The organism is Rhodococcus sp. NPDC019647 (genome assembly GCF_044389235.1).
Classification (GTDB): Bacteria; Actinomycetota; Actinomycetes; order Mycobacteriales; family Mycobacteriaceae; genus Rhodococcus_F; species Rhodococcus_F oxybenzonivorans.
On record NZ_JBIRXS010000038.1, the window covers coordinates 1 to 16570 of the forward strand.

Sequence of the window (16570 nt, forward strand, 5' to 3'; positions counted from 1 at the left end):
CGGACCTGCACCGACACCTCGAACGACTCGACCACCACGACCGAACCCGACAAGCGGCATGACCCCCGACGAATTTATGAACCCAACCACTAAGTTTGGCACCGGAATACGACCGCCGCCCGGCACAGGGCCGGGCGGCGTGATACTGATCAGAGGGTGCCGAATCGATCTACGCGATGCGGTTGCCGATCGACCAGGCAATGGCCTGAGAACGGTTGGTCGCACCGAGCTTCCGCAGGATGTGCTTGACATGCGATTTCACCGTCCCCTCCGTGATGACGAGGGACTCGGCGATGTCGTTGTTGGTCGCCCCCGCCGCCATCAATGTGAACACCTCTTGTTCCCGGGAGGTGAATTCGGCGAGAGGGACCAAGCTGGGACGTGAGGCGAATTCCGCCGACGAGTCCACTCCAGCAGGATCGGAGTCGGCCCGGCCGACCGAGGCCATCCCCGATTCGCACAGCTCGTCCATCGTCGCCACCGTCGACGAGAGGATTTCCCTGATCTGGTCGCGTTGGCTCCGCAACCGCTCCATCAGCGACGTCCGCTCGTAGATGTAACCGACCCCCTCGGTGAAGGCCCACAAAACGTCGCGGTCGATCTCGTCGATCCGGCTCGGAACCGGGAAATGATCGGCATGCAGCAAACCGACAACGTTGTTGTCGAGGACCAAGGCCGACACGACGTACGACCGTGAGCGACCCGACTCGACGATGATCGGCCGGTATACCGGCGCGTTTTCGGTGTCGTAGACGATCGCCGGCCGATGATCGGTCAGCAGCCGCGCCTCAGGTGCCCGTTCATCGAACGGTATCCCGCGATCGATCCAGTCGGTGAACCATGAGTCCGATTCATCGCCCTCGCCCAGGTACGCCTTCCACGGTTTCCACGTTCCCGCCTCGACTCGCGACAACACCACCCGCCGGAATCCGCAACGAACGGCCACGTCCTCACAGAGGCGGTCGAGAAGGTCCGAGGTGCTCGGGACGGTCCGCAAGCGGTGGAGTCCCGCCGAACACTCGGCCAGACGCTCGGTCCTGCGGCCCATTTCGTTCAGGTACAGATCCATCGCCAACTGCTGCAGGTCGAGCACCGTCTTGGTCAGTCGCTCCACCTTGGCCGTGTCGGCTCCCGGCGCTCGTCGCAGCTCGTCGATACAGTGATGTGTCAGGACTGAAATCGCCTCAGCGGAATGGGCGGGACGCTCGTGCCGGATCCCCGGCAGAGTGGTCGAACCGACATCAGCGAAGATCTCGTCCCGGATGGCCTCCAGCCGAGTGATCAGCTCGAAGTCTTTACGCCGCCATCCCTGCAAGGATCCCCGCGCCGTCTGGTGCTGCGTCGTTGCGATCAATGCCTGTGTCATAGCGTCCGTCCCATCGAGCGTTTCATCTTCCCGTAGCGCGCGATGGCGCCGGCCCTGTTAGTGGCTCCCAGCTTGCGGAAGATGTGTTTCACGTGGGATTTCACCGTGCTCTCGGACACGGTGAGCTGGGCAGCGATCTCCGCGTTCGACGCGCCTTTCGACAGCAGTTCCACCACATCAACCTCCCGTGCGGTCAGTTGCCGTTCGGGCCGCCCTGAGACTGGCACCTCCGACGCTCCGCGCTCTGGCCGAGAAGGATCGACAGCCGCCGGAGGCAACATCCCGATGGGGGCGTCGAGGGTCAGCGGGCCACCGTGAACGTCGTCGATCATCGCTTCCGTGGCGCTGAAAACCATACCGAGACGATCACGCTGTTCACGCAGCCGCGCCGTGAGCACCATCCGTTCGTAGATCGGTCCCAGTCCGTCGGCGAAGAGCCGAACGATGTCACGGTCGGCGGACGTCAGCACCCGGCTCGAGATATTCGTGTCGGCATGAAGCAGGGCGACGACTGTTCCGTCGACCACTACTGGCGCAACGACATAGCTTGTGGTTCTCGACAACCTGATGAGCGGACGATACGTCCGGGTTTCTGTACCGGCATCGCTCACCAGCATCGGGATCCGGCGCCGTACAACATCGGCCTCGAGCGGCGACGCGCTCAAGGGGATCTCGAGATCGCTCAGATAGTTGCGCAGCGCGGCGGAGATGGCCTCGGAGACCAGGTGCAGGGTGTGCGGAATCCACATCGACCCCTGGATACGAGAGACCAAAACCCGGTCGAATCCTCCTGCGGTACAGAGTTCTTCGGCCGAGCTGCTGAAGAACTGGCCGGGCCCGGCGGCCGCCGAGCGTAGGCGGGCCAGCGAACCGAGCACTCGTTCCAGGCCTTGCTGGGGCGTCAGGCAGGCCTGCTCGTAGAGGACGCCCTGCGCTTGGTGTAGATCCTCGAGAATGGCGGACAAAACACCGGTCTCATCGATCGCGTCACCCCTGTTCGGGGCCTCGGTGAACGCCACCCCCGCCATTTCTCGCATCGCGGACGCCATCTCGCTCAGCCGGTGGGCGACGGACATCTCGGCGGCGGAAGTATTCACTGATCCTCCATGTCGAGGCGCGGGGCATCCATCGCCGCCATATCGGCGACATTCCTCCTCGGGATGCTGCGGCACTGCACCTGCCTTCAATTCACCATGTCGTGGCTCGAGATTTACTTACGCCTGCCATTGTGGTGACCCGGATCACTATTGTCAACGCGGCGACTTTGTATACCCCCTAGTCAGGAGGCGCATGCCGGAATCGAGTGAGGCTGGCTGATGGTTCGATAGTGAATTGCGCTTAACTATGGGGGTGAGGAGGGTCAGCCATACAATGCGCGGCGGGCGGCCAGGCGCACACGTTCCTGCACGTTGGGCATGCAGCGCAACCGTACCGTCTTGGATACGTCGTTGACGATTGTCAGAGCAGCGTGAACACGAAATCGCACCTCGGTGTCGTCGAGTTCGGGCCGGGATTCTTCCAGCAGCTGGAACCACTGCCCGACGTAGTCGTGCTGCGCGCTGCGCACAGCGTGCCGTCGGGCGGGTGGAAGGCTGAGTACTTCGGCGGTCAGCACGGCCAGCAGGTCGTAATGGATCATCGCGAACGCAATGTACCCATCGACCGCGGCATCCAGAGCCTCCCGGGAGGTGTCCGCAGAGAACAGCGCCTGCGAGAGCCCCAACTGGAGCGGTTCCGCGCCACGGTCGATCACGGCGGCCAGGAGATCGGCCTTCGTATCGAAGTGTCGGTAGACGCTGGCGCTGTGGACCTGCACAGCGGCTGCGATCTCGTCCATCGTGACTGCTTGGTATCCCTTCGCGCTGAACAGTCTGGTGGCCGCGCCCAGCAGTGCCTCGCGGCGCGATGCCGGCGCCATGCCGGCCCGTCTGGGAAGATTGGCGGCCGGTGCAGCTGCATTGTCCAACGGCGCCGCGCTTACGGCCATGGCCATGGTGGTGAGCAGCTCGATCAAACGCCCCGGCAGGATTTCGGTGCGGTGATAGCCCGGACTGGTCAGAACGGCAAGAGTGCACCACGCCAGCAGTTCCGCGTCAGCGCCGCTGACCCCCGGCACAGTACGGCCGAGCACCGCCGATAGGCCGGACACCACATCATGCAATCGGTCACGCAGGCCCGCCTGCTGCTCCAGTGGCAGGTGTCGAATCTCGCGATTCCACAGAACTCCGAGGACACGTCGAGTGCCGGCCGTTTCCGCCAGCCCGTGCAGCAGTGCCGTGAGGTCATCGGTTCTGTGCGAGTTCAGCAGCTCACTCGCCTGATCGAAGCTCTCGGCCACCGTGCAGGCGAGTAGTTCCTGTTTACTCCGAAAGTGCCGGTACAGGGCCCCGGCGGTGATTCCGACGGACGAGGCGATGTCCTCGGTGCCCACATTGTGGTAGCCGCGTTCGGAGAACAGGACGCTCGCGGCGGCCAGGATCTGGGCCCTGCGGTTGCGGGGACGCGGAGTGCTCGTGAGCCGAGCTCGCCGCGGGCGCACTAGTTCGTCGATGCTCCCCGCTCCTTTCGACGCATTCGATGTGGCTTGAGATTTACTTACCGGGGTTGTAGCTTTATTTTCAACCTAGCATGCGCCATCGCCGCTTTCTCGGCATTTACTTAGGTGCACACCGCCTCTCGTGTTTCTCGCAAGGAGTCTGACGTGTCCATTTCCGAAGCGTTGGCGAATCGATTGACCGTTCCGTTGATCGCCGCCCCGATGACGGAGGTATCCGGCCCCGACCTGGTGATCGCGGCGTGCCGCGAAGGCGTCGTGGGATCCTTGCCCACCCACAATGCGGCCACCACCGGCGAACTCGACCACTGGCTCACCCGCATCGAGACGGCCGTGAGCGAGGTCCCGAGGTCTGCGCCTTTTGCGCCGAACCTCGTGGTGCACCGATCGAACCGGCGACTGCGCGAAGACCTCGCGTGCCTGGTGGATCACGGCGTAGAACTCGTCATCACCAGTGTCGGGTCCCCCGAGCCCGCTATTGCCCCGCTGCGCGCGATCGGGTGCCAGGTCTACGCCGACGTCGCGACGTTGCAGCATGCGGAGCGGGCCATCGCCTTGGGCGTGGACGGGTTGGTGCTGCTGACCGCGGGTGCCGGAGGCCAGACGGGCTGGGCGAACCCGTTCTCCTTCGTCCGCGCCGTCCGCGCGCGATTCGACGGCACCATCGTTCTGGCCGGCGGTATCAGTGACGGCGTGGCGTTGCATGCCGCCCAGGTACTCGGCGCCGACCTCGGGTACATGGGAACGAAGTTCATCGCCACCGAAGAAAGTCAGGCCGACAGCGCCTATCGGCGTGCGCTGGTCGAGGCGAGCCTCGATGACATCGTGCTCTCGACGCAGGTAGGTGGCATTCCGGCGAGCTTGCTCAAGTGCTGGGTCGATCTGCAGGCCGGGGGCACCACGGCCGAGCATCCCGAACCGGACGGCTTCCGCCAAGACCAGCTCCTCAGTAACCGCACGGCGTGGAGTGGTGGGCACAGCGTCTCGGGCGTGGACGCGGTCCTTCCGGTCGCCAGGCTCATCGAGAAGACCGCCCGGGAATACCACGAGTCCCGCGCCAGGTCGATGGCGCGGGATGATTCCAGAGTGCGGGTCGTCACGTAAGTAGTTCTCGCGCCACCAGTTTCCACTCCTGAAGGTGCGGGTCGGTGGCGGGATCACGTGGATCGAGCGCGTAGGTCAGCGCGGTACCCCGCATCGAGGTGTTGAGTTGTTCGCGTACCACCTCGTAGCGGGGGCGTGCGCACAACTCGCGTCCGAAGAACGCGTCGGTCGTTGCTCGCACGAGTTGGCCCAGACGGCGTTCCTCCGGTAGCAGCGCTGCGCGTAGCTTGTCGTTGGCGCGGGAGGCCAGCCACAACTCGGTCGCTGCCCAGAAGTACGGCTGGTGGAAGGTGGGCCACATGATCTCGACTGCCCAGTCGATGCGCTCGGCGGGGTCTTGCGGCCAATCCTCGCGGTGCAGCATGTCCTCCATACGCGCCGTCGCGAGATGTTGGACGGCGGCCACGAGCAGCGCTTCCCGTGAGGGAAACTGGTGGAGGAGACGGCCACGGGAGACTCCGGCCTCCTGCTGGATCCGCAACGTGGTGGCGGCGGAGTAGCCGTCACGGAACAACACCGCCACGGCGGCGTCGAGTATCTGCCTGCGCGTGATCGCCGTCCGTTCTTGCTGGGTGCGCTTGACCGAGGCGTCACTGATCGACACCGATATCAGCTCCATCCGTTCGGAGAAAAGGGCCCTCATCGGGGTTGGCGCCACTGCCCGCAGTGGTGCCAACCCCGATCGTAAATGACGCCGTTACTCGTAGGTCTCTCCGCGCTCAGCCTTGGCCACCAGTGAGGCGGGTGGCTCGAAGCGAGTGCCGTACCGGGACGCGAGTACGCGTGCTCGCTCGACGAACGCCGCGATCCCACCCGGGTAGCCGTTGATGTACTGGAGGACGCCTCCGGTCCACGCCGGGAACCCGATACCGAGCAGGGATCCGACGTTGGCGTCGGCGACCGAGGTCAGTACCCCTTCGTCGAGGCAGCGCACCGTCTCGAGGGACTCTGCGAAAAGCATCCGTTCCTTGAGGTCGTCGAACGGGATCTCGGTGCTCCCCGACTGGAATACGTCGCGCAGTCCCGGCCAGAGGCCGACGCGGCTGCCCGACTCGTCGTACTCGTAGAAGCCGCCACCGGTCGACCGACCGCGACGATCGAGTTCCTCGACCAGCCGGTCGAGTACGGCCTCCGATCCGTGCTCGACCCAGACGTCGCCGTCCGCCTCGACCGCCGCACGGGCTTCCTGCCGAATCTTGCGTGGCAGGGTCAACGTGAGCTCGTCGAGCAGCTGCAGCGGTGGTGCGGGATAGCCGGCCTGAGCGCCCGCTTGCTCGATGATCACCGGTTCGATTCCCTCGCCGACCGCGGCGGCGGCCTCGTCGAGGAATTTCGTGATCACGCGGCTGGTGAAGAAGCCGCGGCTGTCGTTGACCACGATCGGGGTCTTCTTGATCTGCTGCGCGAAGTCGAAAGCCTTCGCCAACGTTGCCGGTGCGGTGTGTGCGCCAACGATGATCTCGACCAACGGCATCCGTTCGACCGGGGAGAAGAAGTGCACACCGATGAAGTCTTCCTTACGGTCGACGCCTTCGGCCAGCGTGGTGATCGGCAGCGTCGACGTATTAGAGCCCAGCACAGCGTCGGGGGCGACGACGTCCTGGATCGACTTGAAGACCGCCTGTTTGACCTCCACACTCTCGAAGACCGCCTCGACGACGAAATCGACATTCGCGAAGTCGGCCGGATTGTCGGTCGGGGCGATGCGGGCGAGCAGCGCGGTGGACTTCTCCTCGGTCGTCGTCCCACGCGCGAGGGCCTTGGCCTCCAGCTTTTCGGCGTAGGCCTTTCCTTTTCGAGCCGACTCGATCGATACGTCCTGCAGCACGACGTCGATTCCTGCCTTGGCCGAGACATAGGCCACCGCGGCACCCATCATCCCGGCGCCGATCACGCCGACCTTCCGCGCCGCGAACCTGGGATGCCCCTCCGGCCGGCTTCTGCCGGCTTTGATGCTCTGCAGATCGAAAAACTGGGCCTTGATCATGTTCGTCGACACCTGACCGGTGACGAGACCGACGAAGTAGCGTGTCTCGATCTGTGCCGCCGTGTCGAGGTCGACCAACGCACCCTCGGCGGCCGCGGCGAGGATGGCCCGGGGTGCCTCGAGGGGCGCCCCTGCCACGGTCCGGCGCAGGTTCGCCGTCACCGCCGGATTGAGCGCGGTACCACCGGGGATCCGGAACCCCTTCCGGTCCCACGGCTGTACACCGCCGTCGGGGTTGTCCTTGATCCACTTCTTGGCGGCGGGAACGAGTGCGTCGGCGCTGGCCACCAGGTCGTCGACGAGGCCGAGCGTCTTTGCGGCCGCGGGACTGAACGTCTTCCCGGTCAATAGCAGGCTCGTCAGTGCCTTCTCGAGTCCCAGCATGCGAACGGTCCGGGTGATTCCGCCGACACCGGGTAGCAGACCGAGCGTGACTTCGGGCAGTCCGAAGATCACCGATCTCGAATCGACCGCGATGCGGTGGTGGGTGGCCAGCGTGATCTCGAGGCCACCGCCGAGAGCGGCGCCGTTGACCGCCGCCACGACCGGACGGCCCAGGGTCTCGAGACGTCGGAACTGGGCCTTGATCCCATTCGCGAAATCCGTGAACTTGACCGCGTCCTGCGCGGTGGCCCGGACCAGGTCGTTGAGGTCGCCGCCGGCGAAGAAGGTCTTCTTCGCCGACGTGATCACGACACCGGTCACTGAGTCGCGCTCGGCCTCGAGCCGGTCGAGTGCGTTGCCCATGGACTCGACGTAATGCGAGTTCATGGTGTTTGCGGACTGGGCCGGATCGTCGAGGGTCAGCAGCACGATTCCGTCCGAATCCTGCGACCATGTGATGGTTGATGTTGCACTCATGTTGTTGCCGTTGCCTTTCAGACTCGCTCGATGATGGCCGCGATACCCATGCCGCCGCCGACACACAGGTTGATCAATGCGCGCCGGTCGCCGCGCCGCTCCAACTCGTCGATCACCGTTCCGACGAGCATTGCGCCGGTCGCTCCCAACGGGTGGCCCATGGCGATCGCGCCGCCGTTCACGTTGAGTTTTTCGTCCGGAATGGCCAGATCCTTCTGGAATTTCAGGACCACCGACGCAAACGCCTCGTTCAATTCGAACAGATCGATGTCGTCGACGGTGAGTCCGGCGACATCGAGGGCCTTCAGCGCCGCCGGGGTGGGGGCGGTGAGCATGATCGTGGGGTCGGCCCCGGTGACAGCGGTGGCGATAATCCGGGCTCGGGGTGTGAGGCCGAACTGCTTGCCGGCCTTCTCGTTGCCGATCAGGACCAGCGCCGCGCCGTCCACGATGCCGGAACTGTTACCGCCGTGATGGACGTGGTTGATCCGCTCCACCGACGTATACTTCTGCAGCGCAACAGCATCGAATCCGCCCTGCTGACCGAGTGCCGCAAAGGAGGGCTTCAGTGAGGCCAGTGACTCGACCGTGGTACCTGGGCGACGGTGTTCGTCGTGATCGAGCAGCGGGACACCGTTGAAATCCTTAACCGGAACAACCGACTTGGCGAAGTAGCCACCGGACCAGGCGGCCTCGGCGCGGGCCTGCGAGCGTACTGCGTAGGCGTCGACGTCTTCGCGGCTGAAACCCTCGATCGTGGCGATCAGGTCCGCACCGATTCCCTGCGGAGCGAAGTGGAGATCGTATGCGGTGGTCGGGTCGTTGAAGAGGGCACCGCCGTCACTGCCGAGCGGCACCCGCGACATGGATTCGACCCCGCCGGCGATCACGAGATTCTCGAAGCCCGACCGCACCTTCTGGACAGCGATATTCGTGGCCTCGAGGCCCGATGCGCAGAACCGGTTGATCTGCAGCCCGGCCACGGTCAGAGGCAGGCCGGCTACCAGTGCGGCAGCCCGGGCGATATCGCCACCCTGCTCGCCGACCGGGGACACCACGCCGAGCACGATGTCGTCGATGTACCCCGGATCCAGGTCCGGAAACCGCGCACGCAGTTCGTCGATCAGGCCCACCACGAGGTCGATCGGTTTGACCGAGTGCAGACTCCCGTTCTTGCCCCTACCGCGAGGCGTGCGAATGGCCTCGTATACAAATGCCTCTTCAGACAAGGCAACTCTCCTCGAATCGTGAACGAATCCCCTGGGAGGCAATCTTTGAAATGCGCGAGCCACAGAGGACGGAAGTGAAGAACCTGCGGTCGACTACTGTCGCCGACCGTTCGCTCACGGTATCGTCCAACCAACATCCAGTCAACCCTGACTGGATGTAAGGGAGTGTAAGGAGTTCGAATGCTGATCGACAGCAACATCGGCGGGTCCATCGACGGGACGGAAGGGGCGAACCTCTTCGACATACGCGAGCAGGTGGAACTCGCCGAGCGGGCCGGCTTCGACGGGGTGTGGTCGACGGAGGTCAGCCGCGACCCTTTCCTGCCGCTCCTCCTCGCCGCAGAGAACGCACCCCGACTCCACGTGGGCACCGCGATCGCAGTAGCATTCGCACGCAGCCCCATGACGCTGGCCACGGTCGCCAACGACATGCAATCCTTCAGCTCGGGGAGATTCACACTCGGACTGGGTTCACAGATCAAGCCGCACATCGAGCGTCGGTTCAGCATGCCCTGGTCCGCGCCGGCGCCGCGGATGCGGGAATTCGTCAATGCGCTCCGCGCCATCTGGGACAGCTGGCAGAACGACACACCCCTCGACTTCCGAGGCGATTTCTACAGCCACACCCTGATGACACCGATGTTCCGACCTCCGCGTAACGAATTCGGCCCTCCCCAGGTGATGATCGCCGCGGTGGGCCCGCAGATGACGTCCGTCGCCGCCGAGGTCGCGGACGGGATGCTCGTGCACGGCTTCACCACGGAACGATATCTCCGGGAAGTGACCGTCCCGCAGATCGAATCGGCGCGCACCAAGGCCGGAAAGACCCTCGAGGACTTCACATTGTCCTATCCCGGACTCGTCGTCACCGGATCTGATGAACGGCAGTTCGAGGAAGCGGCAACCGCGGTGCGCAAACAGATCGCGTTCTACGGGTCCACGCCGGCGTACCGGGCGGTCCTCGACCTCCACGGTTGGGGCGACCTGCAGACCGAACTCCACCGGCTGTCCAAGCTCGACGACTGGGAGTCGATGACACGGCTGATCGACGACACCGTCCTGCGCACCTTCGCGGTCGTCGGCGAGCCCGAGGCGGCCGCCGCCGAAATATCACGCCGCTTCGGCGACATCATCGACCGATTCACCCTGTACACCCCCTACGGCCTCGACGCGGCGACACAGGGCGCCGTGGTCTCCGGAGTGCACAATCGGCACACCACTCCCTGATCCGCGACGGTGGAGCTCGTCCGCCGTGGTCGCGCCGGTGAGGTCTGCGACGCCATCGCGCACCCGTTGGCGTAGCCGTTGGGTGGGCGAGGTCGATTCGACGAGCGCGCGACTCGACTGCAGGCGAAAGTACCGGTACGACACCGTGGGAATCTCCCTAAAGGTGGACCCTTATCCCCAAATGGTGTGAGGAACATGATCGCCCGGTCGGCGAGACTTGAATCACATCAGAGGATTTCACACGGTTGGGTCACAGTACGGGAGGAAGTAGATGTCGGTCGATCCTTCGGCGATCATCGTCGCAGTCGCCACAGCATTCGGCGGCGCGATACACGGATCGGAGGTCCCTCCGGCCTTGAAAGACTATGGCACCCAACAAGTACAACAGATAACCGATGCCGCACCCGCGATCGGGCAACAGGTCAACGACGCCGTCGAGCAGCTACCGCCCGAGGCGCAAGGCGCAGCACAACAAGTAATCACCGATACCGCGGATGCAGTCCAGGAAGCGATAGAAACCTACGCGCCACCACCCGAGAGCGCCTCTCCCCCACCGGAGACCACCGGCAACACCAGCGGCGAGATTCCTGTCACCGAACCCGAACCCGAACCCGACAGGACAATCCCCGAATACGGGGACACCGTTGAACGATTCGACTCGACGCCGCTTGCCGTCTCGGAGACCTCCCACCTCCCCACCGTGTCCGACGCCTCCACCCGGACGGCCTCACAGCTGGGGGCGATCGCAGTATTCGTCCCCTGGTTTCAGAAGGCGGGAAGTATCTGCGACGGCATCAAGGCTCCTGTCCTGGCGGCCTTGTACTCGGCGGAGAACAACTTCCGATACGGCGCCTCGGCGCCCGTGTCTCCGGATGGCGCCCGTGGTCCCGGCCAGTTCATGCCCGGCACCTGGGCAAAGTACGGGCGGGACGCCGACGGCGACGGAAAGGCGGACGTGCTTGCTGTCGGCGACTCGGTCATGGCGTCCGGGCATCTGCTCTGCGACATGTATGAGGAGATCGATTCGTGGAAGCAGGCCGGCATCGTCTCAGGTGACGTGCTGGACCTGACGCTCGCCGGTTACAACGCCGGCGTGGGAGCGGTCCGCCGATCGGGCGGAATGCCCTCGGGGCTTCCCGATTACGAGAATCAGACAAAGCCCTACGTGGCGAAGATCCGGGCAGCCGAATCCAGGTTCGCGTCGATCCTCGCTCCCGGGTCCGGCGACTGGGGAGGGGTCGGCGGCAGGATCGTCGAGGCCGCACTGCGTTATCTCGGTCTCCCCTACGTCTGGGGCGGCGGCAACGTCAACGGGCCCTCCGGTGGCGGTTTCGACTGTTCCGGACTCACCTCCTACGCCGTACACGCCGCAACCTTAGAAGGTGTATCGCTACCTCGCACCTCCGAAACCCAATGGAACATCGGCACCGAGATTCCCCTTGCCGACGCCAGACCAGGCGACCTGCTGTTCGGCAACTGGGGCCCGGCCGGCCCCGGGCACGTGGCAATCTACCTCGGCAACGGCAAAATGGTGCACGCTCCCACCACAGGCGACGTCGTTCGAATCGCGCCCGTGTTCGACGAGATGAAGGCTCGGCGAGTGGTGTGAGTCCGCGTCGACCAGCGCTGTTCGGAGTCGCCCCTTCATCCGGTACAGCAACACCGACACTGCCGCACCCGGGACCTTCACCCGCCGCGAAGTCGACCACAACGCGGAGCGCGCACCCGCCGCGCCGCAAAGATAGCGCGATCATCACCTCGGGGAATGCGGGTATGGCAGACGGGCTCGACAACCCCTGCGGCCTCGCACGGTCGCACCGGGAAGGAGCGGATTAATGACGACCGCACATCCCGCTCAGGGCCCCGGCCGACCCGGTTGCGACCTCGACTCCCTCCTCGCCATCACCGTGAAGGTCTTCAACGACAGGGGTTACGAGGTCACCAGCATGGAGGTCCTGGCCCAGCGGCTGGGAATCACGAAGTCGTCGATCTACCATCACGTGTCAGGCAAGACTGAACTGCTGGAGCTGGCGCTGTCGCGAGCGCTCAACGCGCTCTTCGCCCTCACCACCAAACGGCAAGCCACCAGCGGCCCGCACATCGACCGTCTCGAATACCTCGTCCGGCGCACCGCCGAGATCCTCGTCGCAGAACTGCCCTACGTCACCCTCCTGCTGCGCGTTCGCGAGAACACCCTCGTCGAACGCCGTGCCATCGCCCGTCGACGGGAATTCGACGTGTTCGTGCGCGACCTCGTCGTCGCGGCCGCCGAGGATGGGGATCTCCTACCCGGCATCGATCCCGTCCTCACCAGTCGCCTCGTGTTCGGCATTGCTCAACTCGCTCATCGAGTGTTACCAGCCGCGCACCGGGAGATCATCGCCGGATCTCGCCGACGCTGTCCTGCGCCTGACCTTCGAGGCGATGCGTCGCCGATAGGCGGCTGACCAGATCGGGGTCGGCCGCCTCCCCGTCCTGCGGTCGACACTGCGTCTTGGCCCCGGAATCATCGACCCTTGGTGGCGACCGCCGGCCCCGTTTCGAGCGGGCACGGCCAACTCCGTCGCGACATTCTGGCCTGGACATATCACCCACCTGCGGTTGCCGGCACACTCTTCGCGGTCGCCGGATACCCCGGAACTGCCGTCACGGCGCAGCCGCCTGCGAGGGCCTACGCTGAGATAACCTTGAAATCGATATGTGATTGCCATCACATCGGTCGGAGGTTGCATGAGCCGCTCATGGCAGAGCGTGGCCCGAACGCAGAGCTACACACCCATGACACACGCTCTGACCGGCGACAAAAAGGGATATGCGCATAGAGGATCGAGCTAATCGATGGACGAGTTCGACGAAGTCGACCTACCGAATACTCAGCGCGATCTGCGCCGCGACATCGCAGCGGAGTTAGACGCGGTCGGACTCGAGAAGGCGGAGGAGATCGGACGCGGAGGTTTCGGGGTGGTGTATCGCTGCACCGAGCGTTCCCTCGATCGAGTAGTCGCCGTCAAAGTGCTCACCTCCGATGTGGGCCCCGACGACCGCACTCGCTTCGTACGAGAACAACGCGCCATGGGCAAGCTCTCCAGCCATCCCCACATCGTCCAAATCCTCCACGTCGGCGTCACCGCGAACGGATCTCTCTTCCTGGTGATGCCGTACCACGAACACGGGTCTCTCCAAACCCTACTTCGGCAGAAAGGCCCCTTCCCCTTGCCGACCGTGCTCGGGATCGGAGTGAAACTGGCCGGGGCGCTGGCGGCCGCTCACCGTGAGGGCGTCCTCCACCGAGATATCAAACCTGCCAACATCCTGATAACGGGATACGGCGAGCCGCAACTGACCGACTTCGGCATCGCCCGGATCGGCGGCTATTTCGAAACATCCGCGGGCAGCATCGTCGGCACACCCGCCTTCACTGCTCCCGAGGTGCTCAAGGGACACCCTCCGAGTCCCGCATCCGATGTATACGGACTCGGCGCGACCCTGTTCTGCCTCATGACCGGACATGCGGCCTTCGAGCGACGCACCCGGGAAGGGATGGTTGCCCAGTTCGTACGGGTCACTAACCAACCAATCCCGGACCTGCGTGATCACGGTATTCCCGACAACCTGTGCACCGCAATCGAACACGCCATGGCGGGCGATCCCGCCGATCGACCCGCATCGGCCGACGCATTCGGGAACGAGCTCCGAACGGTCCAACTCCTGCACGGGCTGCAAATGGACGCGATGGCCATGCCCGCTGATCCGTTCCGAGCCACATCATCCCCGACCGGTACGGGCGGGGGTCCCGCGCCGAAGACGCTGGCAGCAGTGCCGAACACCCCGCCCACCGCCGCCACCAAATTCCGTCCCCCCACCTCGGCTCGGCCACTCGTCGAGCGCCGCCGCCTCCTCGAAACCCTCCGCGCCGGTGCTGGACGACGACTGACAGTGATCCACGCCCCCGCAGGTTTCGGTAAGAGCACCCTGGCCTCCCAATGGCGGCACGCTCTTATCTCCGACGGAATGCCCGTCGCCTGGCTCACCATCGACCGCGATGACAACAACGTCACCTGGTTTCTCGCCCATCTGGTGAAGGCGATCCACACCGCGCTGCCCACGATCGCCCCCGAATTGGAGCGCATCCTCGAAGACCACTACGACGATGCCACGCGGTACGTGCTGCCCTCGTTGATCAACGACATCCACGACGGTGGCCGCGCGATCGCCATCGTGATCGACGACTGGCATCGGGTGACCTCCACCGAAACCGTGGCGGCAATGAACTTCCTACTCGAGAACGGATGCCATCACGTCCAGGTTATCGTCGCGACAAGATCCCAGGCGGGTCTTCCCCTGAGCCTCATGCGAGTACGCGATGAACTCGTCGAGATCGGGCCGACGGCAATGCGCTTCGACAGCGCGGAATCCAGGGCATTCCTGGTCGACGTCAACGGACTCGCACTGGACGATGAAGAAGTGAGCAGCCTGCGCGAATCGACCGACGGGTGGGTCGCGGCGCTGCAACTGGCATCCCTGTCGCTACGCGGGCGCAGCGATCGCTTGGACTTCATCGCACATCTCTCCGGCGGCCACCATGCCATCCACGAGTACCTGGTAGAGAACGTCCTGAGCACGCTCGAACCGGCGATCCTCGAGTTCCTCCTGTCCACAGCCATCACGGAGAAGACCTGCGGTGACCTCGCAGGCATGCTGACACACGTTCCATCCGGCCAAGAGATGCTCGAAGACATCGAACGACGAGACCTGTTTCTGCAAAGCATCGATGACGAGAGGGAATGGTTCCGCTATCACCACTTGTTCGCCGATCTCCTCCATCGCCGCCTCGAACGCGTCCATCCGGGCCGTCGTGAAGAACTCCACCGGATCGCCGCGCACTGGTTTGCCAACCACAACATGCTCAGCGAGGCTGTCGACAACGCGCTTGCCGCCGGCGACACCGACCACGCTCTTCGACTGGTCGAGGACGGTGGCATGACACTCATCGAGGACTCGCGGATGACGACCCTCCTCGGGCTCGTCGCGAAACTTCCCCCGAACCTTGCTGTGACAAGTGCCCGACTTCAATTGAACATCGCTTGGGCGAACATATTGATGCAGCGTCCACGACAGATGAGAGCAGCACTCGACCTCTTCGATGCCGCACTCACGAACACCGAGGCAGACGAGGCTGCAATACATGCCCTTCGCATCGAGGCCGCCGTCGTCCAAGCATCGGTCAAACTCTTCGCCGATGAGATCTCCGGGGTGCAGGAACTCATCGCAGATTGTTTGCACCACCCGAACGCGGTGCGGCCCTTCCTCGCGTCAGGCGCCGGCAGCATCGCTTCCTTCGTGGCCCTCTACACATTCGACTTCGACGCAGCGCGCCGTTGGCAGGACTGGGCCGCCGCTTACCATGCGCAAACCAGCGGACCCTTCAGTGTCATGTACGGATACTGTCTGGCCGGCGTGGCGGCATACGAACAACTCGATATACCCGCGGCCGAGAATTACCTCCGATCCGCAGTGGCAATGACGGGAAAATCTGGGGTCCACGCTCATGCCGCACGACTCGCCGGGGCCTTACTCGGAGCCTTTCTCTACGAGATGGGACAGATCGCCGAGGCCGAACGGCTCCTGGACGAAAGCTACAAACTCGGCTCCGAGGGAGGTGGCCTCGTAGAGTTCATGCTCGCGACCTACGGCACCGGATCACGGGTCAAATTCTCCCTCCAACATCATGAGGAGGGTGAACATCGGCTCGACGAGGGCGCCAGGATCGCCGAATCGCTGCGGCTGCCCCGTCTGGCCGCCCGGATGGTCAACGAGCGGATCCGCGCAGGGCTTCCCGTCGGCGAAGAGATCCGCACGCGGTTGATGGCGTTGAAGGCGTACCGTCCGCAAGCAGACGGGATCGCCACCATCACATCCGAACTCGACGAAGACTCTTCGATCCGGCTCCTGCTACGTGAGGGTTCCCCCGACAGTGTGGCGCACGCCTGTGCGCGCGCGAAGGAACTCGTGCTCAGCATCGAAAGTCAGACCAGACCTCGGGCGCTCATCCGCGCGAAAGTGCTGTTGACGGTGTGCTTGTCCGCCGCGGGGCAGTTCGCGGATGCGCGGTCCGTGCTGGCGCCGGTCGCAGCGAAATGCACGGAGCTCGGATTGATCCAAGTATTGTTGGACGAGGACGCACGGATCGCCCACATACTTGCCGCGACCTGACAATGCACACGTGGCGAGACCGGAACTCA

At 64.3% G+C, this 16570-nt stretch carries 10 protein-coding genes and 1 pseudogene; 5 read left to right on the forward strand and 6 right to left on the reverse strand.

Annotation, left to right across the window (positions count from 1 at the left end; genetic code table 11):
* Positions 1 to 169: 169 nt before the first annotated feature.
* The 3 genes from ACH49N_RS35100 to ACH49N_RS35110 form a co-directional block, all read right to left on the reverse strand.
* Entirely contained in the window at positions 170 to 1366 is a 1197-nt protein-coding gene (locus ACH49N_RS35100; RefSeq protein ID WP_358277424.1) for a helix-turn-helix transcriptional regulator, read from the reverse strand.
* Positions 1363 to 2463 carry a LuxR C-terminal-related transcriptional regulator gene (locus ACH49N_RS35105; RefSeq protein WP_358277422.1) on the reverse strand — a complete coding sequence of 367 codons (1101 nt, stop codon included), beginning with the start codon at positions 2461 to 2463 and terminating at the stop codon, positions 1363 to 1365. The genes ACH49N_RS35100 and ACH49N_RS35105 overlap by 4 nt, the downstream gene beginning before the upstream one ends.
* Before the next feature lie 263 nt (positions 2464 to 2726).
* Positions 2727 to 3905 (reverse strand): TetR/AcrR family transcriptional regulator, encoded by a 1179-nt coding sequence (locus tag ACH49N_RS35110; RefSeq protein ID WP_358277420.1) that lies wholly within the window; start codon positions 3903 to 3905, stop codon positions 2727 to 2729.
* Positions 3906 to 4067: 162 nt separating this feature from the next.
* Between ACH49N_RS35110 and ACH49N_RS35115 the strand changes: the two genes are divergently transcribed.
* Positions 4068 to 5024, forward strand: coding sequence for a nitronate monooxygenase (locus tag ACH49N_RS35115; protein ID WP_358277418.1), 957 nt, complete (start codon positions 4068 to 4070; stop codon positions 5022 to 5024).
* Here ACH49N_RS35115 and ACH49N_RS35120 read toward each other — a convergent pair.
* The 3 genes from ACH49N_RS35120 to ACH49N_RS35130 form a co-directional block, all read right to left on the reverse strand.
* Entirely contained in the window at positions 5017 to 5643 is a 627-nt protein-coding gene (locus ACH49N_RS35120; protein WP_358277430.1) for a TetR/AcrR family transcriptional regulator, read from the reverse strand. The genes ACH49N_RS35115 and ACH49N_RS35120 overlap by 8 nt on opposite strands.
* Positions 5644 to 5721: 78 nt before the next feature.
* On the reverse strand, positions 5722 to 7872 hold the full coding sequence (locus tag ACH49N_RS35125; RefSeq protein WP_358277416.1) for a 3-hydroxyacyl-CoA dehydrogenase NAD-binding domain-containing protein: 2151 nt from the start codon (positions 7870 to 7872) through the stop codon (positions 5722 to 5724).
* A gap of 17 nt (positions 7873 to 7889) precedes the next feature.
* The gene (locus tag ACH49N_RS35130; protein WP_358277414.1) at positions 7890 to 9101 is read right to left on the reverse strand and encodes an acetyl-CoA C-acetyltransferase; all 1212 of its coding nucleotides are present in this window, start codon (positions 9099 to 9101) and stop codon (positions 7890 to 7892) included.
* 180 nt (positions 9102 to 9281) lie between these two features.
* On the opposite strand from ACH49N_RS35130, the gene ACH49N_RS35135 reads away from it, so the two are divergent.
* The 4 genes and pseudogenes from ACH49N_RS35135 (at position 9282) to ACH49N_RS35150 (ending at position 16541) form a co-directional block, all read left to right on the forward strand.
* Positions 9282 to 10328, forward strand: a complete 1047-nt coding sequence (locus ACH49N_RS35135) for an LLM class F420-dependent oxidoreductase (protein WP_358277412.1) — start codon at positions 9282 to 9284, stop codon at positions 10326 to 10328.
* 271 nt (positions 10329 to 10599) lie between these two features.
* A complete protein-coding gene (locus tag ACH49N_RS35140; RefSeq protein ID WP_358277410.1) occupies positions 10600 to 11937 on the forward strand; it encodes a bifunctional lytic transglycosylase/C40 family peptidase in 1338 nt (445 codons plus the stop codon).
* Positions 11938 to 12163: 226 nt separating this feature from the next.
* Positions 12164 to 12767: pseudogene (locus ACH49N_RS35145) on the forward strand (TetR/AcrR family transcriptional regulator).
* A gap of 399 nt (positions 12768 to 13166) precedes the next feature.
* Positions 13167 to 16541 (forward strand): protein kinase, encoded by a 3375-nt coding sequence (locus ACH49N_RS35150; protein WP_358277408.1) that lies wholly within the window; start codon positions 13167 to 13169, stop codon positions 16539 to 16541.
* Positions 16542 to 16570 lie beyond the last annotated feature (29 nt).

Excerpts from the sequence above, each read along its gene's own strand:
- ACH49N_RS35135 (WP_358277412.1), top strand. The coding sequence starts at position 9,282 with ATGCTGATCGACAGCAACATCGGCGGGTCCATCGACGGGACGGAAGGG.
- ACH49N_RS35100 (WP_358277424.1), bottom strand. The coding sequence starts at position 1,366 with ATGACACAGGCATTGATCGCAACGACGCAGCACCAGACGGCGCGGGGA.
- ACH49N_RS35120 (WP_358277430.1), bottom strand. The coding sequence starts at position 5,643 with ATGGAGCTGATATCGGTGTCGATCAGTGACGCCTCGGTCAAGCGCACC.
- ACH49N_RS35140 (WP_358277410.1), top strand. The coding sequence starts at position 10,600 with ATGTCGGTCGATCCTTCGGCGATCATCGTCGCAGTCGCCACAGCATTC.
- ACH49N_RS35150 (WP_358277408.1), top strand. The coding sequence starts at position 13,167 with ATGGACGAGTTCGACGAAGTCGACCTACCGAATACTCAGCGCGATCTG.
- ACH49N_RS35125 (WP_358277416.1), bottom strand. The coding sequence starts at position 7,872 with ATGAGTGCAACATCAACCATCACATGGTCGCAGGATTCGGACGGAATC.